The sequence below is a fragment of the Streptomyces cupreus genome (genome assembly GCF_014257025.1).
GTDB classification, from domain to species: Bacteria; Actinomycetota; Actinomycetes; order Streptomycetales; family Streptomycetaceae; genus Streptomyces; species Streptomyces cupreus.
In genome coordinates, this window is the sequence record NZ_JACMSF010000009.1 from 120,719 (window position 1) to 139,895 (window position 19,177).

General features: G+C 67.4%; 19 protein-coding genes and 2 pseudogenes. 5 read left to right on the plus strand and 16 right to left on the minus strand.

From position 1 onward, the window contains the following. Positions 1–65: 65 nt before the first annotated feature. The gene (locus tag H4N64_RS11345; RefSeq protein WP_186282097.1) at positions 66–929 is read right to left on the minus strand and encodes a hypothetical protein; all 864 of its coding nucleotides are present in this window, start codon (positions 927–929) and stop codon (positions 66–68) included. Positions 930–942: 13 nt separating this feature from the next. Further along, positions 943–2,529 (minus strand): S8 family serine peptidase, encoded by a 1,587-nt coding sequence (locus H4N64_RS11350; protein ID WP_186282098.1) that lies wholly within the window; start codon positions 2,527–2,529, stop codon positions 943–945. A gap of 444 nt (positions 2,530–2,973) precedes the next feature. On the opposite strand from H4N64_RS11350, the pseudogene H4N64_RS11355 reads away from it, so the two are divergent. Beyond that, positions 2,974–3,313: pseudogene (locus tag H4N64_RS11355) on the plus strand (helix-turn-helix domain-containing protein); the annotation flags it as partial. 95 nt (positions 3,314–3,408) lie between these two features. On the opposite strand, the gene H4N64_RS11360 reads toward H4N64_RS11355, so the two are convergent. After that, the gene (locus tag H4N64_RS11360; protein WP_186282099.1) at positions 3,409–3,873 is read right to left on the minus strand and encodes a tyrosine-type recombinase/integrase; all 465 of its coding nucleotides are present in this window, start codon (positions 3,871–3,873) and stop codon (positions 3,409–3,411) included. After that, positions 3,870–4,184, minus strand: a complete 315-nt coding sequence (locus H4N64_RS11365) for a hypothetical protein (RefSeq protein ID WP_186282100.1) — start codon at positions 4,182–4,184, stop codon at positions 3,870–3,872. Before H4N64_RS11365 ends, H4N64_RS11360 begins: the two co-directional genes overlap by 4 nt. On the opposite strand from H4N64_RS11365, the gene H4N64_RS11370 reads away from it, so the two are divergent. Next, positions 4,183–4,413, plus strand: a complete 231-nt coding sequence (locus tag H4N64_RS11370) for a hypothetical protein (RefSeq protein WP_186282101.1) — start codon at positions 4,183–4,185, stop codon at positions 4,411–4,413. The genes H4N64_RS11365 and H4N64_RS11370 overlap by 2 nt on opposite strands. A 207-nt stretch (positions 4,414–4,620) precedes the next feature. On the opposite strand, the gene H4N64_RS44945 is transcribed toward H4N64_RS11370, so the two are convergent. The 9 genes and pseudogenes from H4N64_RS44945 to allB form a co-directional block, all read right to left on the minus strand. Further along, positions 4,621–4,827, minus strand: coding sequence for a hypothetical protein (locus H4N64_RS44945; protein WP_260859657.1), 207 nt, complete (start codon positions 4,825–4,827; stop codon positions 4,621–4,623). A gap of 11 nt (positions 4,828–4,838) precedes the next feature. After that, positions 4,839–7,079 (minus strand): ATP-binding protein, encoded by a 2,241-nt coding sequence (locus H4N64_RS11380; protein ID WP_336246686.1) that lies wholly within the window; start codon positions 7,077–7,079, stop codon positions 4,839–4,841. A 181-nt stretch (positions 7,080–7,260) separates the two neighbouring features. Further along, positions 7,261–7,884: a DUF6879 family protein gene (locus tag H4N64_RS11385; RefSeq protein WP_186282102.1), complete on the minus strand. Its 624-nt coding sequence runs from the start codon at positions 7,882–7,884 to the stop codon at positions 7,261–7,263. Continuing rightward, a complete protein-coding gene (locus H4N64_RS11390) occupies positions 7,877–8,146 on the minus strand; it encodes a hypothetical protein (protein WP_067020178.1) in 270 nt (89 codons plus the stop codon). Before H4N64_RS11390 ends, H4N64_RS11385 begins: the two co-directional genes overlap by 8 nt. Before the next feature lie 1,333 nt (positions 8,147–9,479). After that, positions 9,480–9,746 (minus strand): annotated as a pseudogene (locus H4N64_RS11395) (ribonuclease domain-containing protein); the annotation flags it as partial. Between the two features lie 99 nt (positions 9,747–9,845). Further along, positions 9,846–10,472, minus strand: coding sequence for a dihydrofolate reductase family protein (locus H4N64_RS11400; protein WP_186282103.1), 627 nt, complete (start codon positions 10,470–10,472; stop codon positions 9,846–9,848). Positions 10,473–10,546: 74 nt separating this feature from the next. Beyond that, entirely contained in the window at positions 10,547–11,365 is an 819-nt protein-coding gene (locus H4N64_RS11405; RefSeq protein WP_186282104.1) for an AIM24 family protein, read from the minus strand. Between the two features lie 97 nt (positions 11,366–11,462). Then, positions 11,463–12,578: an allantoicase gene (gene alc / locus H4N64_RS11410; RefSeq protein WP_186282105.1), complete on the minus strand. Its 1,116-nt coding sequence runs from the start codon at positions 12,576–12,578 to the stop codon at positions 11,463–11,465. Positions 12,579–12,616: 38 nt separating this feature from the next. After that, on the minus strand, positions 12,617–13,954 hold the full coding sequence (gene allB, locus H4N64_RS11415) for an allantoinase AllB (protein WP_186282106.1): 1,338 nt from the start codon (positions 13,952–13,954) through the stop codon (positions 12,617–12,619). 274 nt (positions 13,955–14,228) lie between these two features. Between allB and H4N64_RS11420 the strand changes: the two genes are divergently transcribed. Further along, complete coding sequence (locus tag H4N64_RS11420; protein WP_186282107.1) at positions 14,229–15,023, plus strand: IclR family transcriptional regulator domain-containing protein; 795 nt, start codon at positions 14,229–14,231, stop codon at positions 15,021–15,023. Here H4N64_RS11420 and H4N64_RS11425 read toward each other — a convergent pair whose 3' ends face one another. Next, on the minus strand, positions 15,024–15,335 hold the full coding sequence (locus H4N64_RS11425; protein ID WP_186282108.1) for a DUF5955 family protein: 312 nt from the start codon (positions 15,333–15,335) through the stop codon (positions 15,024–15,026). A 198-nt stretch (positions 15,336–15,533) separates the two neighbouring features. Between H4N64_RS11425 and H4N64_RS11430 the strand changes: the two genes are divergently transcribed. After that, positions 15,534–16,133, plus strand: coding sequence for a nucleotidyltransferase family protein (locus H4N64_RS11430; RefSeq protein ID WP_186282109.1), 600 nt, complete (start codon positions 15,534–15,536; stop codon positions 16,131–16,133). A gap of 184 nt (positions 16,134–16,317) precedes the next feature. Further along, complete coding sequence (gene aceB, locus H4N64_RS11435) at positions 16,318–17,940, plus strand: malate synthase A (RefSeq protein ID WP_186282110.1); 1,623 nt, start codon at positions 16,318–16,320, stop codon at positions 17,938–17,940. A 1-nt stretch (position 17,941) separates the two neighbouring features. Here the strand turns inward: aceB and H4N64_RS11440 are convergent, their stop codons facing one another. Then, positions 17,942–18,223 carry an Rdx family protein gene (locus H4N64_RS11440; RefSeq protein WP_186282111.1) on the minus strand — a complete coding sequence of 94 codons (282 nt, stop codon included), beginning with the start codon at positions 18,221–18,223 and terminating at the stop codon, positions 17,942–17,944. After that, positions 18,220–19,134, minus strand: coding sequence for a HipA family kinase (locus H4N64_RS11445; protein ID WP_186282112.1), 915 nt, complete (start codon positions 19,132–19,134; stop codon positions 18,220–18,222). Before H4N64_RS11445 ends, H4N64_RS11440 begins: the two co-directional genes overlap by 4 nt. Positions 19,135–19,177 lie beyond the last annotated feature (43 nt).

Here is a 19,177-nt window from a genome sequence, read left to right on the forward strand (position 1 = left end):
GACACCGGGATACACCCACCCACGACGACCACGTCACCCCAAAGCGAAAACCTCAGAAACCACCGCTAGTAGTTCTTGGCGGCTTCGAGGGACCATAGACGGGCCGGGATGTCTGGATAGTGTGCGGCCACGTAGTATCCACCCCCGGGCAGCACATGGGTGAACTTGACTTCACTCTCGTACGAGACCCTCGTAGTCGACTTAACCTCGATTCCCAGCGTCTCAGCCTTGAAATCAACTCCGAATTCCCAGCTGGTACCCTGAGCCATTTCGAAGGTGGCCGTAATTGGGTCGCCGTCTGACGCGTCATATTGCGTCGTCTGGCTTGGCGTGACTCCCGCAGCAGGAGATGGCGGCAGGGCCGCATTGGGTTCCCACTTCAGGTGATTTTTGTCAAGAGACGCCAATCTGGGATACGTTGTAATTCTCTCACCGCCGCGAGTCACGGCGATCGTCTGGATCTTCCCTCGGGCCGAGAGGGCGATCCGCTTATCGGTCGCCGCCGTCACGCTTAGGCCTTCATATACCTTGATTGTAAACTCCGGGCCACCCCCGATACCCGCGAGTTTGAACGACGCTGCTGAATTTTGTGCACTTGCGCTATCAACGTCGATTTGGCCGCTAGCCCCTGAGACAGGTGGAACCGTGAGCCAGTAGGCCCCCAGTTCCACCATCTGAGTCTCGTCGACGATAGAATGCTTCTCCCGAAGGAGCCATCTCCGCACCGAAGTAAACCACGCGAAACCTCCCTCGGTGGTCTCGGCCGATCTGCTGATTTCATCCATTAGATCCGACTCGACTTCAGTACCGGTGACTCTTGGCGTTGCAAGGAAGCTGTGAACCGCAGTCTGGTACAGGACATCGGGGTGGTGGTCTTCCGCTAGATCAAATAGCCCCGGTCGTGTCAAAATCTCGGCCTTCAATCCCATGAATTACTCCTATTCACGGATGGGCTTGAGTGCAGCAGTTGAGCGCCGCATGGATATTGAGCTTCCCGGCTCCCCACGCTGTTGGCGGTCCGGCCTGGGTATCGTTGTCTGTGCGGCTGTTCTGCAACAGACATTTCAGCACTTGGTCTCGAGTGAGCGTCGGTTGCTTCTCCAGCATGAGGGCGATGGCTCCGGTGACGTGGGCTGCGGCAAACGATGTACCGGTGACTTGAAGGTGCATCGAGTTGGACAGCGCAGCGGGGCAGCAGCTTGTAATTGGCGCCCCAGGAGCAGTGAGCAACTGCAGTGAGTTGCCGTTCCGATCGGGGCCTTGGCTGGAGCTCGGAGCGAGCTCGCCGAGCGTAGGACTCATGCGGTAGGAACCGGCGACGGTCACTCCGCGTGCGGCGGCCGGCGCCGTCGCGGTGCAGGAGGCGTCCGAGAAGGGATCCTGGAATTTCGGGGAGGCGAGCAGCCCCCGCTCCAGCCATGCGTGCAAAGGGCGATGGCCTGCCACCCGGTCGCCCGTGATACGGACGATCCAACCGCCCGGGGTGACATGATGCCCGAATGCCATGACTTCAATCTGCATTTGATTGGCGTTGACGCCATGAACGTTTGGCACCCTGCTGAGAACGCAAAATTCATTGGTGAACTTGTAGTGACCGCTGTTACCGGTGACCGTTGAACTGTGATCACCATTTGGATCGATTACCTCGAAATGGAGAGAGTCTGCGCGGTCGTACCAGAAGTCGATCACTATATGCCGGCCGACCCCTGCGGGTACGTCCACGTCGAGATCCATGCTCTGACCTTCGACCGCTTGAAAGCTTGCATGTGCTTTGGCGTCGCCGACGTTTCCAGCAGACGTGACCAAGATGCGCTCAGCATTGACTTCGAGTACATCTGTGATTTGCATTTCGAGTTGTCCGTTTGGGTCGTGTGGGCCCAGTTGCGACCCTTGGCTCAGGTTGACTACTGCCCGCTTACCTAGGCCCTCAGCCACCTCAAAAACATACCGAACTGCGTCGGTCACATTGGCCGTGCTCGGGAACACTCCACGCGCCGCAGCAAGTTTCACGACGATCAGGTCTGCTGAACTGGCAACGCCGACACAATATCCCCCGGCTCCCCAGCCGTTGCTCGCGATGATGCCGGCCACCGCCGTGCCGTGCCCGGTGGTATCGACCGTAGGGAGAGCCGCCGACGACCCCAAAAAATGGAGGCCGATTGCGGCTGCGTCCCACTCGCTCCCATAGTTGTACGCCGCCGGGCCCTGCCCGATGGAAACTCCCTGGTCCCACAGTCGAAGGATCCGGGTTTGACCCCCAGGCCCGATGAGGCTGGGATGGGTGACATCCACTCCTGAGTCGATGATGCCGACAATGACTCCGGACCCCGTTGGCCCACTCCCCGGTGACGGGAGCGGGCTGTGCCACACCTCGGGCACCGAACCGTTGAGCTCGGGGTAGACCGGGGCTGCGGCCTCCATGTAGATGCCATCATCACCGTCGGCCAGCATGTCGAGGCGGCCAATATCGACGGACCCAGCTGCCCCCCGGCCTGTCCACGTGGTCAGATGGAAACCGCGCTCTGCCACACTTCTAAGGGCACGTTCACGGCCGCTCGAGTCCTCCTGCGTAAGCGTCGCCAATACATCGACCCGCCCCCATGGTTCAGGTCCCGGACTGAGCCGCACGGGCAAGTCGAGGAGGAAGGGGAAGGGGAACTCTCCACGAGGGTAGAAATCCGGGAAATCCCCTCGCAGTACTGCATAGATGGTCCTCAGCATTGGCCCGAACTGCGCCACGTCGCCTCCTCGGTCACGTAAAAGCCGTACCCAGATGGCCTTCATGGTCGGCTCACCGCGATGCTGAACGGCGCTCACTCCGAACGTACACCCGTAGTATGAAGCCTGCAGCTCAGCGGAACTCCCCAAGATCACAAGTTCGGCATTCAATTGGCGACCAATCAATTACTGAACTTGAAAACCCGGGTTGTCGTAGCTGCTGACAGAGCTTGATCCTCGCGGTACGCCGTTGTCATGAGGTACCCGCAGGGTGGGGGCCTGGCGGACGAGCGCAGGCTTCCGCGAGGGCATCCGGATGAGGGCAGCAGAGCGGTTCGCGGTGGGCGATTCCAGTTCGATGATCGCGAAGGAGTTACGGATCAGTGTCCCGTCAGTGCAGCGGTGGCGGCAGGCCTGGGACAAGGGCGGTCCACGGGCTCTGCGATCGGTGGGCTCAGCCTCGCCACCGCGGCTGAGCGAGGCCCAGTTCGCGGCGCTGGAAGCTGAGCTGGCCAAGGGACCCATCGCACACGGCTGGCCGGACCAGCGGTGGACGCTGTCGCGGATCAAGACCGTGATCGGGCGCCGGTCACATCGGTCACGCCCGACCAGGACACTTCAACAAGATCGTGTTACGAGCTCTTAGGGCCAGAATCATAAGCCTGGCTTCAGGGACTCCACGAATCCGGGTCAGCTCAAGGTGGCGTCTGTGGCGAACTTGTCGCAGGTCAGGCAGGCGTTGCCCTTCGTGCATGCCTGACGGGGAGGCAGCAGACACAGTCCGTTGGGCAGGATGCGGTCGGTGCGCTTGTCGAGCTCCAGCATGTCGTAGAGGTCGCACGGGTCGGTGGCCAGCTCCCGGGCATCGGCGGTGATCTTCCGGTAGCGCAGGAACTCCCGCTCGTGGGTCTCGGCGAGGGTCTGCGCGGAGTGCATCAGCATGGCCGGCGACAGGTGTCCGAAGTAGCGCTGGACGACGTGCAGTGGGACCCCCGCGTTGAGCAGGCTGGTGGCCTTGGTGTGCCGGAATCGGTGGTTGCGGTTGAAGTCGACCAGCCGCCTGGCGCTGTCGCGGATGCCGAGGCGGCGGGCGAACTCGGACGGCGTCTGGTGGATGCGCTCGACGGGGTAGGGCTTGTCGGCGTGCCGGTTCATCTTGTGGGCCAGGAAGAGGTATTTGGGGCTCGCGCCTGCCGAGGAATACGCGATACCTCAAGCGTCCGCTCGTGGTTGCTCCACCGGACGCTGGGCCCGTGTGTGGTGCCGCCCAGCAACGTGGGCTGGCCGATGCGCGCCATGATGGCCTCGTAGACCGGCCGCAGGGCCTCACGGCGTTCGACCAGGCCGCTTGCCTCCTCGTGCGTCAGGATGGTGCACGGCCGGTCCAGCACCGCATCGTCGTGGGTGAGAAGGCTTTCTGCGAGATCCGCCGCGTCCTGGCGGACCGTCCCCGTGGTGTGTGTCATGACGATCATCCTGGCAGCCGCCGCTGACATCGCTGTCGGCAATCACGCACGGTCACCAGCACGCTGGACGCCACGAGGAATTGGCGACACTTCAATAGGCGAGCTCACCAGCACCGAGGCCGGAAGAGGCTTCCTGGTCACCGACTTCATCGGCCCGGAACTCCCCGTTGTCCTCGCGCTCGCCGCCGACGGCGGTCTCCCCGGTCCTCACCTCGCCCGCGAGGCGTGAGCAGATAGCGGATCAGGCTCGTGTCGCGGGCGCCCAAACGCGGCGGATCGTCTGACGAACCTCCTACTGCATGTCGCCACCGAGTGGTGAACCGAGCGCCGAGTCGAATCAGGCCGTACCGGTGTCGACCCGGTACACGATTTTCCCGTCGCACTCCGCGAACCCAAGCGACTTGCAGAAGGCGCGCGCCAGGATTGACGCGGTCCGTCATCCACTGAAAAAGAGGGAGTGCGTGGAACCGGCGCTGGGCCAGAGGAACGAGTAGGCGGCGAGGCCGACGATGTCACCGGCTTCGTCCTCGACCAGGAGCGCGGGCGCCGGGGGCGGGGAGCCGAAGAGGGCCTCTTCCACCTGGGCCCGGCGTTCCTCGAACGGCTGGATCTCCGTCGAGCTTGGTGGCGTCGTTGGCCACATCAGTCACGGCGTCAACCGGCAGCTCGGGTCAGCAACCTTTCTATGCGGGAGCGGATGGACGTGGCCCGGCGGTCGGTATAGGGGGTCAGGTGGGTCAGGGCCTCGATCCAGTGGCCACGGGCAGTCTCGGGGTCCTCCGGGTGAACGGCTGCGGCCAGGTGGTCGAGTTCCAGGGCGAGCTGCCAGGTGTCCCCTAGGTCGCGATGAACGGCCGCGGCCTGGCGGTGGAAGGTGGTGGCCTCGCCGTGACGGTCCATCGCGGCATACGTCTGGCCCGTGCCGCGCCAGGCCAGGGCCTCGCGGCTGCGGTCGCCAAGGCGTCGGTGGAGCATGGCGGAGCGCTGGTAGGAGGTCAGGGCGTCGCCGTGCTGGGCGGCGGTGCGCTGGATGTCGCCGAGGGTGAGGAGCCAGAAGCCTTCCCGGGTGTGGTCGCGGAGGGCGAGCGCGATGTCGAGCGCCTCGTCGATGGATCGCCGGGCGGCATCCGTGTCGCCCTCTTCGAGTCGCAGGGCGGCTGCGATCCGAAGAAGGTTGCCTTCACCGCCACGATTGGCCAGGGCCCGGTGCGCGGCAAGCGCCTCGTCGATGACCGAGGCGGCCTCGGGCAGGCGGCCGGCGCTCAGGCGAGTGCTGGCGATGTTGGACAGTGCGGTGGCGGCTCGTTGACCATTTCCCAGGTCTCGGAAGACGGACATGGCCTGCCCGAAATGCGCGTCCGCCAAGTCGAGTTCGCGCTGTCGTAGATAGATCAGGCCCATGAGGTTGAGGGCCTGGGCCTCGTCGAACCGGCTCTGCGAGCTGCGAGCCAGCGTGACGGCTCGCTCCAGAGCGTCCTGGCCCTCGGAGAAATTGTTCAGAGCCCTGTGCGCGATGCCCATGTTGATGAGCAGCCGTGTCTGCGCTCTCTGGTCCTCTCGTCTTGTCGCTGCCTCCAATCCGATTCGGCCCAGCTCCAGCCAGTCCCGCTCCGACGAGGAGGCGGGACGTGCGAACCACAGGATGGTGGCCAACAGCCAAGCCGTCTCGTCCATTCCGTTTCGGGCGGCGTCGCGCACGACGGGGAGGAAGTTGCCCTGTTCCCGTTCGGACCAGTCGACGGCGGCGTTGTAGTCGGTGAAGACGAGGGGCGTGACTTCCGGCAAGGGTTCAGGCAGTGGCAGGTGGTCCTCTGACGGATAGAGCCACGTCTGGGCGGCGTTGGCGGTGTGGAGGTACCAGCTCAGGACGCGTCGTCGCGCAGCTTGCCTTTGGTCGGACGACTCCTCTGCCTGCGCAAGGTCGGTGGCGTACGCGCGTAAGAGGTCGTGGAACTGGAACCGGTCCGGAGCGGTCTGCTCCAGCAGGTGGGCCCCGACCAGATCGTCGAGTAGCTGGCGTGTTCGGCTGGGTGTGGCTTCACCGAGGGCGGCCGCAGCGGGGAGGCTGAACGCCGCTCCAGGGTGCAGGCCAAGGAGGCGGAAGAGGCGGGCCGAGTGCGTGGGTAGAGCGCGATAGGACCAGGTGAAGACCGAACGGATTGCTTCGGCCTCGTCATCGATGCCGGTGCTGAGGGCATCCCAGAGGGCGGACTCGTCACGCAGATCGCTGATGAGATCGTCGAGTCGCATGTGCGGGTGGCTGGCGGCCCGTTCCGCGGCGATTCGCAGGGCAAGCGGCAGACGGGCGCACAGGCGCGCCAGTTCTGCCAGTTTGTCGCCGTCGTCCTCGGGCCGGTAGCCCCTCGTGACCGCGCGCAGCAGAGCGACTGCCTCCGGCTCCGGAAGCGTGCCAAGGGTGATCCTGCGGGCGCCGTCACGCACCGAGAGACCCGCCAAGCGGCTGCGGCTGGTGACCACAACGAGGCTGTCTCCTCCGCCGGGGAGCAGCGGCCGGACTTGGCTGACCGTGGCCGCATTGTCCAGGAGGATCAGGACCCGGCGGTCGGCGATCAGTGAGCGGTACATCGCTGCTGCGTCGTCGACGTCCTGAGGAACCTCAGCCGGGGCCACGCCCAAGGCCCGCAGGAAGCGCTGAAGCGCCTGCGCGGCTGTGACTGGTTCTCCGGGATCGTACCCGCGGAGGTTGACGAAGAGCTGGCCGTCGGGGAACTGGTCCTTGACCTGGTGCGCCCAGTGCAGGACCAGCGAGGTTTTGCCCGCGCCCGCCGTGCCGGCCACCACGTGAACGGAGACGACGACGCGCCCGCCGTTTCGGTCGGCAAGCACCGCGTTCAGCTGTCCCAGTTCGTCAGAGCGGTTGACGAAGGTGCTCACGTCGGCTGGGAGCTGGCGTGGGACGGGCCCCGATGGCCCCGAGGCGGCGACGTGGTGGAAGTGGATGTCACCAGTGACGCTCCCGGCCTGTACGACATCGCGAGACGACCCGGAGAGGTCGTTCTGCGAGTCTCCGGGTCGCCTGTTGCCCTCTGTAGGCACGTCGATCGATGCGCCCTGGTCAGGCCGCGGGCGGCGGAGGCAGGTCGGCCACGGCACGGCCGAAGTACGCCTGGACGTCCTCCGCAGCCGCGTACAGTTCCTGCAGATACTCCACCCAGTTCCTCACGGTGCTGGGATCGGTGAAGCGAATCGCCCCGTCCGGTTGACCGGCAGCGGTGTACAGCACACGGAAGAGAACCCGACTGTCCAGAAGGTTCAACTCCGGCAGCAGCGCATCGCCCTCCGCGGCGGCGACCGCGGAAGCAGGCAGGACGCGAACGGAATGCCCGCATTCCGCACTCAGTCGTAGCCAGTGCAGCTCCCACTGCACATACGGCGTCAGCGGCTCCTCAACCACACGAATACGATGAAAGACCGCCCCCCGCGACACTTCATCCCTGGCCCTTCGAACCAAGGCGTCACGTTCGGCCTCGAACAGCCGCAACACTCCTGGCCAGTCCCCCTGACGCAGCGCCTCCCGGCTGTCGTCGTTCGTCTCCTCGAAGTGCTGCAACCGCTCCAGTTTCCAGGACTCCCCATCGCGGATCGCGGCGCGCCGCTCCCGGAAGTCCCGCTTGTAGTCCTCGCGTGTGAGCCGCTCACCTAGCTCGTCCGGGAGCCCAGGAGCGAGGAGATCAAGCATCGGGAATGTCCACCTTCGCCGCACTCAGCATGTTGCCCGGGATGACAACCAACCGCTCGTCCGGCCCCAGGTTCACCTCGCTCGGCAGGCGCGACCGGTAGTGCGCGGTGAGATCGCGGCCGATCACGGCAACGTCGCCGTTGCTCAGCTGCCAGATGTCCGGGCACTCGTCGTCGTCCTTGGAGTTGCCCAGCTCCGCCGCCGACTTACCGAGGCGCTTGACGAATAACGCAGACGGATCGGCTTCCCATGCGCGGGCCACGACTGCCTCCAGTATCCACAACGTCACTGACAGTGTCCTCAACGATACCGGGCACACCTGGATGCGTACATCAGGAAAGGCGCCAGTCCACGCAGCACTCCCCCAGCGGACGCTCGGACGTCCTGAGCTACCGCTCAATACCGCCCGGGTGATCCGAGTCATACAGATGATGGGACGCAACCCCCTGCGTCGACGGCATCCGAACCGGGGCCGCCCGGGACGTCGCAAGGGTCAACCGAAGCCTTCAACTCTCCCGCGCGGGAGGAGCTGTAGGACTGTTGAAGGTGATGCCGGAGAAGTCCCGACCCTGGATCACCGGACCATACTGGGTACCGCCACTGACTGTGTTGGTCACCGAGCCGTCAGCCAACGCTGGAATCTGGCCACGCCACGAGTCCAGCGCAGCAGCGAACTCCGGGTCAACGGCCGCCCGCGCGGCGAGGGCACCACTCAACGCTTCTGCCCGTGTCGGTTCGCCTGGCGCCTCGCTCAGCGCCACCAACTCGGCCTCCCCGGGTGCCGGGGCTCCCGCCTGCCTGCCGAACGGTCTCCGCACCAACTCACTCAGCGTCGCCCAGGCCTGCCGACCCAGCTCGCCCCCGGCCCCGCCTGCCAGCGCCGCCAACACTCCCACCGATACCGGATCCAAGGCCTCTCCTCGACTACACGTTCCCGGTCTCATTTCGACTGACCCACGGTAGAGGCGCAATCATCCTCACCGCAGCCCGAATCTCTGAACCTTTCCAGACGCCGCTCAAATGAGCCGAGTCAGACCAGCCGCCGCTGTCCGGGGCGGCAGACTGCACCGAGCCCGAGACGATGCCGCGCCGGCCCTGCGCACCGCCGGTCCAGCCGGTGGCATAGACGAGCAAACCGCTAGCAGGCGGCAAGGCCGTGACGCTCGCTTCGGTCAACTGCGGGGTAGAGCGACAGCGTGATGTCCCATCGCCCCCCAGCTCAGAGGCGTCATCCGCCCCTCCGCTCCAGGGACTTTTCAGGGACTTTCAGCGCTGTCTGAGGGACTTCCGAGGGACTTTTCGCGGCCTAACACGGCAAGCCCCTGAAAGACCGGAAAGGGCCTCCGACGCAGGTCAGAGGCCCTTTCCAAGGCAAAACCGCAGGTAGCGGCAGACGAGTCGGGCTGTACGCCGGGTTCTGTTCGAGTCTGAACCGATCCGAATTCGCCAGTCGCCCACTCTCAGGATGAGACTCCCCAGCCTTCCAGAGGATTGCCGCTTACTGCCCAGCCACTTCGACCCGGATTCGACCCCATACCTTCATGCGCCCCTGACGCACCCGTCTGATCTGCGCAAACAGTGACGCGAGGCAGTCAGAGGCTGTACTCGTGGTAGTACCCGGTGGGCTGACCGGGCAGGATGCCTTCCCGGTTCTGGAAGACCGTGCCGTCCTGCGTGTACGGGAACGGCCCGCCCTGCTCGATCAGCTCCAGCGTGTCGTACGCCTGGGAGGGCAGGTCGCTGTAGCAGATGTCGCCGACCGCGGCGGCGGCCGGGGTGGCGGTGACGGTGCCACCGATGAGAAGGGCGGACAGGACGGCGGCCGCGGCGCCGATGCGAGTGATTCGTGGGGGGAATCTCATGGCTCCCATGATGACGCGCGTAGACCGTGGCATGTCAATGACAACCTCGGGGAATTTCCCGTCAAGTCCGATGAGTTTTCAGGGAGTTAACCTGACGCGTCAGGCGTTCTCGGGGAGTTCGTAGGAGCCGTACTCCGGCTTTCCCGCCAGGTCGTACGTCTGGATGGAGACGCCTGTCGAGGTGATGCTGCCGCCGGTGTGGCGGAAGGCCGTCGGGACCGTGCCCTCCGGGAAGAAGCGGCGGCCCGCGCCCAGAACGACCGGGAAGGTCAGCAGGTGCAGGGTGTCGAGCACGCCGAGGCCCAGCAGGGACTGGACGAGTGCGCCGCTGCCGTGGATCTGGAGTTCGCCGTCGGTGCGCTCCTTGAGGGCGGTGACCTCCTTGGCGAGGGGCCCGCTGATCACGGTGGTGCCGTCCCAGTCCGGGTCGGTGAGGGTGGCGGAGACGACGTACTTCGGCAGGGCGTTCAGCCGCGAGGCGACCGGGTCCTCGGGGTCGGTCACCTTGGGCCAGAACCCGCTGAAGATGTCGTACGTACGGCGGCCGAGCAGGAAGGCGCCCACGCCGTCGAAGACGCCGTTGATGAACCGGCCGAAGTCGTCGTCGGCGTACGGGAAACTCCAACCGCCCTGCTCGAAGTCGTCGCGGGTGTCCTCCTGGGGGCCGCCGGGGGCCTGGTAGACGCCGTCGAGGGTGACGAAGATCGTGGAGACGAGCTTGCCCATGGCGGGTACCTGCTTCCTGGTGCGGGGTCTGTAGTCATCAGGGCAGACCCCGCGGGCCCCCGCAACTCATCGGTTCAGCCGGCGTGCGTGGAGAACAGTCCGCCCGTCGGGCCCTGCTTGTCGCCGCCCTGGGCCTTCTTCAGGGCGTTGGCGAGGCTCTCGATGGTGAGGGACTGGAGGATGACGCGGCCGCTGCCCTCCAGGGTGGCCAGCGACAGGCCCTCGCCACCGAAGACGGCGTTCATCATGCCCTGGCGGTTGAGGCCGCCGACGCGCTGGACGCCGTACTGGATGCCCTCCTCGAAGGCGACGACGCAGCCCGTGTCGACCTCGATACGCCCGCCGAAGTCGGCCGGGTTCAGGTCGATGAAGTTGCCGGCGCCCGCGATGATCACTGTGCCGTGGCCGGTGAACTTCTCCAGGACGAAGCCCTCGCCGCCCTTCATGCCGGTCTTGCCGCCCTGGAAGGCGATGCCGAAGTCGACGGTGGACTCGGCGGCGACGAAGGCGTCCTTCTCCGCGAACCACGCGCGTGTGCCGTCCAGCTCCAGGGCGCGCATCTCGCCGGGCAGGACGCCCGCGAAGCCGACGGTGCCCTCGCCGCCCTGGGAGGTGAAGTACTGGAACGCCAGGGATTCGCCCGCGAGGACACGCTGGCCGACCTGCATGGCGGTGCCCATGGCCTGGCGGAGCATGCCGCCCATGCCTGCGCCGGTGGAGCCGCCGCCCTGGGGTTGCTGACCGTTCGACGGGCCCGTCAGGCGGGTCTCCATCGTCACGTTCGTGGTCTTGAAGAGGAACTTGCCCGCCTCGCAGTACACGGTCTGGCCGGGCTGCAGGCTGACGACCGCCATCTGCATGGCGTTGCCGACGATTTCTTGCTGGAGAGTCACGTGGGGTGAACGTGGGCGGGGGGAGAAGAGTTCCGGACGTGGGTCGTCCGGGTGATCTCGATGTCCGCTCGCCGCCGGCGTGGCGGGACCCGTTGGCTCAGCCGCCCAGCTCCTGGTGCCTCGCCGACAACGCCGACGCCCCCTCCTCCGTCAGTGAGCCGAACAGGCGGAGTCGGGAGATTCCGCCGTCCGGGTAGATGTCCACGCGCGCGTGGGTGGCCACGGCGGGTGTCGGCAGGACGAAGCGGTGGTTCGTGTCCGGCTGAAGGCGGGTGCGCGGGAGGATCTCGCGCCAGTCCCCCGTCTCACCGTCCCGTACCGACACCGACGCCCACCCCGCGCTGTTCCCCTTCAGGTACGCCGTGTCGATCTCGACCGCCCGGATCCGGGACCGGGACACCAGCCGGTACCGGATCCAGTCGTTGCCCTGGTCCCGGCGGCGCCGGGTTTCCCAGCCGTCGTCCATCTTCCGGGACCGGCCCGGCTGGATCGTGTTCGTGGCCGGCGAGTAGAAGAGGTTCGACGCGTCCTCCACCTGACCGCCGTTCTCCAGCGCGACCACGTCGAAGGTGCCCAGCACCGCCAGCCACGCCGGGTCCGGGACCACCTCGCCGTAGACCCGCAGCCGCGCGATGCCGCCGTCGGGGTGCTGGTTCACCCGTAGGTGCGTGAAGCGCTGCTCGACCGACACCGCGAAGCCGTTCGCCGCGTGGCCTCCCACCGGCGTGCGCGGTACCAGCGTCGTCCACTTCACGTCGTCGCCCAACAGCTCCTCGGGCGACGGGGAGCCCGCTACCGACGTACCCTCGATCGAGACCGCCTGCGGGTAGTTCCCACGGAAGTGCGCCGTGTCCACGACGATCCCGCGGATCACCCCCGGCGCCCCCAGACGCACCAGCGCCCAGTCGTGGTCCTCCGCCGTCGGCCACGGATGCTCCGCCGAGGCGCCCCGCCGGCGCCGCGTCTCCCAGCCGTCCATGATCTTGCCCTTGTGCCCGAAGTGCTCGGGGTCGAACTCGGCCCGCTCGGGCACAAGGAGGTTCTCCCGCTGCGCGAAGAACTCGTCGTTGGCGGCGATGACACCGGCCCCGAGCTGCCGGTCGGCGAGGTTGGCGTACTGGGTGAAGGGGAAGTCGGCGGTGCGGTAGTCCGCGTACGGGTCACCGCCTCCGTACGGGTTCGCGTCGCCGGTGAAACTCACAATCGCCGTCACTTCATGTGCCTTTCGGATGTCGGGGCTGGGAAGAATGGTCAGTGGGTGCGTGCCAGCAAGCGTCCCCTCGGCTCCGTGAACTCGCCGTCCACGACCACGCGTTCGCCGCGCAGCCACGTCGACTTCACCACTCCGTACAGGGTCTTGCCCGCGTAGGCCGTCACACGGTTGCGGTGCTGAAGGGCCGCCGGGTCCACGGTGAACGTCTCGTCCGGCGCGAGGACCGCGAAGTCGGCGTCCCGGCCCGCCTCGATGACGCCCTTCCTGCCGTCGAGGCCCACGAGTTCCGCCGTACGCGAGGACATCCAGCGCACCACGTCCTCCAGGCCGTGACCGCGCTTGCGCGCCTCCGTCCACACCGCCGCGAGGCTGAGCTGGAGGCCGGAGATACCGCCCCACGCCGTGGCGAAGTCGTCCGTCTTGAGGTCGGCCGTCGACGGCGAGTGGTCCGTGACCACGCAGTCGATCGTGCCGTCCGCCAGCGCCTGCCACAGCAGGGCCTGGTTGGCGGACTCGCGGATCGGCGGGCAGCACTTGAACTCGCTCGCCCCGTCCGGGACTTCCTCGGCCGTCAGGGTCAGGTAGTGGGGGCAGGTCTCCACCGTCAGCCGCACGCCCTCCGCCTTCGCCTCGGCGATCAGCGGGAGCGCGTCCGAGGACGACAGGTGCAGGACGTGCACCCGCGCGTCCAGCCGCCTCGCCTGCGCGATCAGCTGCGCGATCGCCGTGTCCTCCGCGTCACGCGGGCGCGAGGCCAGGAAGTCCGCGTACTTGGGGCCACCCTGCTGTGGCGCCGCCTGCAGGTGGTGCGGGTCCTCCGCGTGCACGATCAACAGGCCGCCGAAGGAGGCGATCTCGGCCAGGCACTGGGCGAGTCGCTCCTGGTCCAGGTGCGGGAACTCGTCCACGCCGGACGGGGACAGGAACGCCTTGAAGCCGAACACCCCGGCCTCGTGCAGCGGGCGCAGGTCCTTGACGTTGTCCGGCAGCGCGCCGCCCCAGAAGCCGACGTCGATGTGCGCCTTGTCGGCCGCGACCTGCTGTTTCACCCGCAGGTTCTCGACCGTCGTGGTCGGCGGGAGGGAGTTCAGCGGCATGTCCACCAGGGTGGTGATACCGCCGGCCGCCGCCGCGCGCGTGGCGGTCCAGAAGCCCTCCCACTCGGTGCGGCCGGGGTCGTTGACGTGCACGTGGGTGTCGACCAGGCCGGGCAGCAGGACGTCGTCGCCGAGGTCCTCCACACGGGCGCTCTCGACGGAAGCGTCGTACGGCAGTACGGCCGCGATCTTCCCGGCGGAGACCGCGACCGAAGCGGCCCGCGTCCCCTCCGGGGTGATGACGCGCGTCGAGCGCAGCACCAGTTCTACGTCGGACACCCGGGACCCCTCTCTCTGCCGCCGTTTTACTTCCGGGAAACGGGGGTGACTTCCACGTTACGGAATTCAACGTTCTGTTGAAGGAGTCTTCACTCCCATTCCCGTGCCGTCAAGGGCACACTGCTACCCAGCACCCTTCACGCATCCACTCTGGACGTTTCCACAAAGTGGAATTAGAATTCCACCAAGCAGAACGTAGCTACGCACAAGCGAGGAGTCAACCGACTGCCGGGTAGGCTTCTGCCCTTCCCGCCAGTCCCGAAAGGAACGCGCCGTGCCGACGTCCAGCGCCAGCACCACCGACTCCGCCAAGTCCGCCAGCGGTGGCGTCCAGTCACTCGAGCGCGCCTTCGACCTGCTGGAGCGGATGGCCGACGCCGGCGGCGAGGTGGGCCTGAGCGAGCTCTCCGCGAGCAGCGGACTGCCGCTGCCCACCATCCACCGACTGATGCGCACCCTTGTGGCCTGCGGTTACGTCCGCCAGCAGCCCAACCGGCGATACGCCCTCGGCCCGCGTCTGATCCGCCTCGGCGAGTCCGCCTCCCGGCTGCTCGGTACCTGGGCGCGCCCCTACCTCGCCCGCCTGGTCGAGGAGACCGGCGAGACCGCGAACATGGCCCTGCTCGACGGGGACGAGATCGTCTACGTCGCCCAGGTGCCGTCCAAGCACTCGATGCGGATGTTCACCGAGGTCGGCCGGCGCGTGCTGCCGCACTCCACGGGCGTCGGCAAGGCCCTGCTGGCGAACACCCCGGACGCCGAGGTGCGCGCCCTGCTCTCGCGCACCGGCATGCCGGCCGCCACGGAGAAGACGATCACCACCGCGGACGGCTTCCTCGCGGCGCTGGACGACGTGCGCCGCCTCGGGTACGCGGTCGACGACAACGAGCAGGAGATCGGGGTCCGTTGCCTCGCGGTGTCGGTGCCCGATTCGCCGACGGCCGCCGCGATTTCCATCTCCGGCCCGGCAGGCCGCGTCACCGAGGCCGCCACCGAGCGGATCGTGCCCGTGCTCCAGCAGATCGCCCAGGAACTCTCCGAGGCGCTGGCCACCCAGAACCCGGCGTGACTAGCGCTTCTGCTCCCCGAACAGATCCACCGCGTTCCGTACCTCGGCCAGCCCCCGCGACAGCGCGCTGACCGACCCGATCGCTCCGGCGATCAGCAGCAACGACCGCTGTAACCGCGGGATTTCGGGGGCGCCGCCGATCGTCATCGCGGCCAGCGCCGCGAGTTCATCATCCGCGATTCCCCGGTCCGGGAACTCGGCCGGGAGCGCGGCGAGTTCGCGGCGCAACCGGGACACCGCGGTCCTCAGTTCCGCCACTCTCGGATCCTCGTAGCTGCCGGTCACCAGCCTCTGCCCCAAGCTCCGCAACACAGCTCTCCCCCCGCGCACGCCGTTGTGCGCGTCCACGTCGTGATCCCCGATCCCCGCCGAGCAGCCCCCGTGGCGTTGGTCGGGCGCCGTGGGGACGCGGGCCAGTAAACGCCTTCCATGCGCCGTGCGCCACCACGCGGACCGAAATTCAGCCCTGGGAAACCGTGCCGCCCTCGTGCCGTCAGGTATGCAGGAGGCATGACGCAGAACGAACAGCAGGTCGCCGGTCTCGTCCTCGCCGCGGGCGGGGGGCGCCGGCTCGGCGGGCGGCCCAAGGCACTGCTCGAACACCGCGGACGTCCGCTCGTCGAACACGCGGTCGGAGTGCTGCGCGCGGCCGGCTGTACCCGCGTCCATGTCGTCCTCGGGGCCCGTGCCGACGCCGTACGGGAGCGCGCGGAGCTCGGTGACTGCGTACTGGTGGACAACCCCGACTGGGAGCAGGGGATGGGGACCTCGCTGCGGGCGGGGCTCGCCTCGCTCACCGGAACGGGCGTACGGGCCGCGCTGGTCTCGCTCGTCGATCAGCCCGGAATCGGCGTTCAGGCGGTCGCCCGGGTTCTGGCCGCCTACGCCGGGGAGGCGTCGCTGGTCTCCGCCGCCTACGCGGGCGTACGCGGGCATCCCGTGCTGTTCGGCGCCGCGCACTGGACGGGGGTCGCCCGGGCCGCGACCGGGGATCAGGGGGCGCGCGGTTACCTCAAGGAGCATGCGGACGCGGTCCGGCTCGTGGAGTGCGGGGACGTGGCGCAGCCGTACGACATCGACACCGAGGCCGACCTGGTCCACCTTGAGTGAGCGGGGTGGCACTGAGCGACACCTTGTGTCGACTCAGAGAATCTCGACATCAACAAACCATTGAAGTTCCACGATGAGGAAACTACTATCCACTGCTCAGAAGCGTCCTATCGCACAGTGGGCGCTCTCTGTTCCATGCGTGCCGCCTGGCACCCGGTGCCACCGCTGAAGGAAGTGACAGCTCATGTCCGCACCAGCGCCGTCCCCGCTGGCCATCGTCGACGCCGAGCCCCTGCCCCGGCAGGAGGAGGTCCTCACCGACGCGGCCCTCGCCTTCGTGGCCGAGCTGCACCGCCGGTTCACGCCCCGGCGTAACGAACTCCTCGCCCGCCGCGCCGAGCGCCGCGCCGAGATCGCCCGCACCTCCGCTCTCGACTTCCTCCCGGAGACCGCCGACGTCCGCGCCGACGACTCCTGGAGGGTGGCCCCGTGCCCGCCCGCGCTGCAGGACCGCCGGGTCGAGATCACCGGCCCCACCGACCGCAAGATGACCATCAACGCCCTCAACTCGGGCGCCAAGGTCTGGCTCGCCGACTTCGAGGACGCCTCGGCTCCGACCTGGGAGAACGTGGTCCTCGGCCAGCTCAATCTGATCGACGCCTACACCCGCAGCATCGACTTCACCGACCCGAAGTCCGGCAAGTCGTATGCCCTGAAGGCCGACGAGGACCTCGCCACGGTCGTCATGCGCCCGCGCGGCTGGCACCTGAACGAGCGTCACCTCCAGATCGACGGGCAGCAAGTGCCCGGCGCCTTCGTCGACTTCGGCCTCTACTTCTTCCACAACGCCCAGCGGCTGCTCGACCTCGGCAAGGGCCCGTACTTCTACCTCCCGAAGACCGAGTCCCACCTGGAGGCCCGCCTCTGGAACGACGTGTTCGTCTTCGCGCAGGACTACGTCGGCATCCCGCAGGGCACCATCCGCGCCACCGTCCTGATCGAGACGATCACGGCCGCGTACGAGATGGAGGAGATCCTCTACGAACTGCGCGACCACGCCTCCGGGTTGAACGCCGGCCGCTGGGACTATCTGTTCTCCATCGTCAAGAACTTCCGTGACGGCGGCGCCAGGTTCGTGCTGCCGGACCGCAACGCGGTCACGATGACGGCCCCGTTCATGCGGGCGTACACCGAACTCCTCGTCCGCACCTGCCACAAGCGCGGCGCGCACGCGATCGGCGGCATGGCGGCCTTCATCCCCTCGCGCCGGGACGAGGAGGTCAACAAGGTCGCCTTCGAGAAGGTGAAGGCGGACAAGGACCGCGAGGCGAACGACGGTTTTGACGGCTCCTGGGTGGCCCACCCCGACCTGGTGCCGATCGCCATGGCCTCCTTCGACGCGGTGCTCGGCGAGAAGCCGAATCAGAAGGACCGGCTGCGCGAGGACGTCGAGGTCGACGCGGAGGACCTGATCGCCGTCGACTCGCTCGACGCCAAGCCGACGTACAACGGTCTGGTCAACGCCGTTCAGGTGGGCATCCGTTACATCGAGGCCTGGCTGCGCGGGCTCGGCGCGGTCGCCATCTTCAACCTCATGGAGGACGCGGCCACCGCCGAGATCTCCCGGTCCCAGATCTGGCAGTGGATCAACGCGGGCGTCGAGTTCGAGAACGGCGAGAAGGCCACGCCCGAACTCGCCCGCAAGGTCGCCGCCGAGGAACTCTCGAACATCCGCCGGGAGATCGGCGAGGAGGCCTTCGCGGCCGGACACTGGCAGCAGGCGCACGACCTGCTGCTCCAGGTCTCCCTCGACGCCGACTACGCGGACTTCCTGACCCTGCCGGCCTACGAGCAGCTCAAGGGCTGAGCTACTGCTGCGCCGCCGTGTCCGAGTGGCCCAGGGACTTTCCCGGGGCCACTCGGTCGCGTACGGCCCGCTTCACGGCCGTCGGTTCGGGGAAGCCCTGCTCGCGGCGGTCCCAGACGACCTCGTCGTCGACCCGGACGACGAAGACGCCACCGGTGCCGGGCTTGAGGGACAGCTCGCCCAGCTCCGCCTCGAAGGTGGTGAGCAGTTCCTGTGCCAGCCAGGCCGCGCGGGGCAGCCAGCGGCACTGGGTGCAGTACTCGATCTGTACGACGGGGCTCATCCGAGGTGCACCGACCAATCCTGTTCCGCCGCCGGTTTGCCGTGCAGGTCGGGCACCCGCTTCAGCCAGTTCGGCCGGCCTTCCTGTGTCCTCGCCGCACGCAGGGCCTCCTCGGCGGCGAGTTCCTCCCGGGTGGGGAAGTCTGTGGGCAGCCACGACGCGGAGGCCTGCACGCGCGCGTGGAGGTAGCCGACGTACGCCTCCCGGGCCTGCTCGGCGGTGGCGAAGCCGGGCTCGTCCAGCAGCCAGGCGTCGGGGACCTCGGCCGTGATGGCGCGCAGCAGTTCCTCGGTGACCTTGGGCGCGAGCTCCGCGTCGGCGGCGCCGGTGTCCGGCGTGCGGTGGCCGAGGGCGTGGTGGCGGAAGTCGTAGGCCTTCGCGGGGTCGGAGGTGTCCCAGCGGTGGTGGAAGACGAGGGCGGCACCGTGGTCGATCAGCCACAGCCGCGGGGGCACCGTGCCGAAGGTGGGCCAGACCATCAGGTTCGAGCTGTGCACCGTGCGGTCGACGTTGACGGTGAGGGCGTCCAGCCAGATGATCCGGCCCGCCTCCAGCGGATCGACCTCGAAGTGCCGGGCGATCTCGGGCGTGAAGTCCTTCGCGCCCGGCAGATAGTCCATCCCGAGGTTGACGCCCGCGCTGGCGCTGTGGAGTTCCCGCACCTCCTGGTGGGGTTCGTCGTCCGCGATCGCCGGGTCGAAGTGCACGAGGACCAGCTCGGGGAAGCGCAGTCCGAGCGCGCGGGCCAGCTCGCCCACGATCACCTCGGCGACCAGCGCCTTGCGGCCCTGTGCGGATCCGGTGAACTTCACGACGTAGGTGCCCAGGTCGTCGGCCTCGACGACGCCGGGGACGGAGCCGCCGGAGCGGAGGGGTGCGATGTAGCGGGTCGCGGTGACCTCTCTCAGCATCTTCCAAGGCCCCGCGGCTCGTTTGCCTTATGTTCCACAGCGA

Coding starts and splice junctions, on each gene's coding strand:
- H4N64_RS11345 (WP_186282097.1), bottom strand. CDS start 929: ATGGGATTGAAGGCCGAGATTTTGACACGACCGGGGCTATTTGATCTA.
- H4N64_RS11360 (WP_186282099.1), bottom strand. CDS start 3,873: ATGAACCGGCACGCCGACAAGCCCTACCCCGTCGAGCGCATCCACCAG.
- H4N64_RS11370 (WP_186282101.1), top strand. CDS start 4,183: ATGACGATCATCCTGGCAGCCGCCGCTGACATCGCTGTCGGCAATCAC.
- H4N64_RS11365 (WP_186282100.1), bottom strand. CDS start 4,184: ATGACACACACCACGGGGACGGTCCGCCAGGACGCGGCGGATCTCGCA.
- H4N64_RS44945 (WP_260859657.1), bottom strand. CDS start 4,827: ATGTGGCCAACGACGCCACCAAGCTCGACGGAGATCCAGCCGTTCGAG.
- H4N64_RS11385 (WP_186282102.1), bottom strand. CDS start 7,884: ATGCTTGATCTCCTCGCTCCTGGGCTCCCGGACGAGCTAGGTGAGCGG.
- H4N64_RS11400 (WP_186282103.1), bottom strand. CDS start 10,472: ATGGGCAAGCTCGTCTCCACGATCTTCGTCACCCTCGACGGCGTCTAC.
- H4N64_RS11430 (WP_186282109.1), top strand. CDS start 15,534: ATGACGCAGAACGAACAGCAGGTCGCCGGTCTCGTCCTCGCCGCGGGC.
- aceB (WP_186282110.1), top strand. CDS start 16,318: ATGTCCGCACCAGCGCCGTCCCCGCTGGCCATCGTCGACGCCGAGCCC.
- H4N64_RS11440 (WP_186282111.1), bottom strand. CDS start 18,223: ATGAGCCCCGTCGTACAGATCGAGTACTGCACCCAGTGCCGCTGGCTG.
- H4N64_RS11445 (WP_186282112.1), bottom strand. CDS start 19,134: ATGCTGAGAGAGGTCACCGCGACCCGCTACATCGCACCCCTCCGCTCC.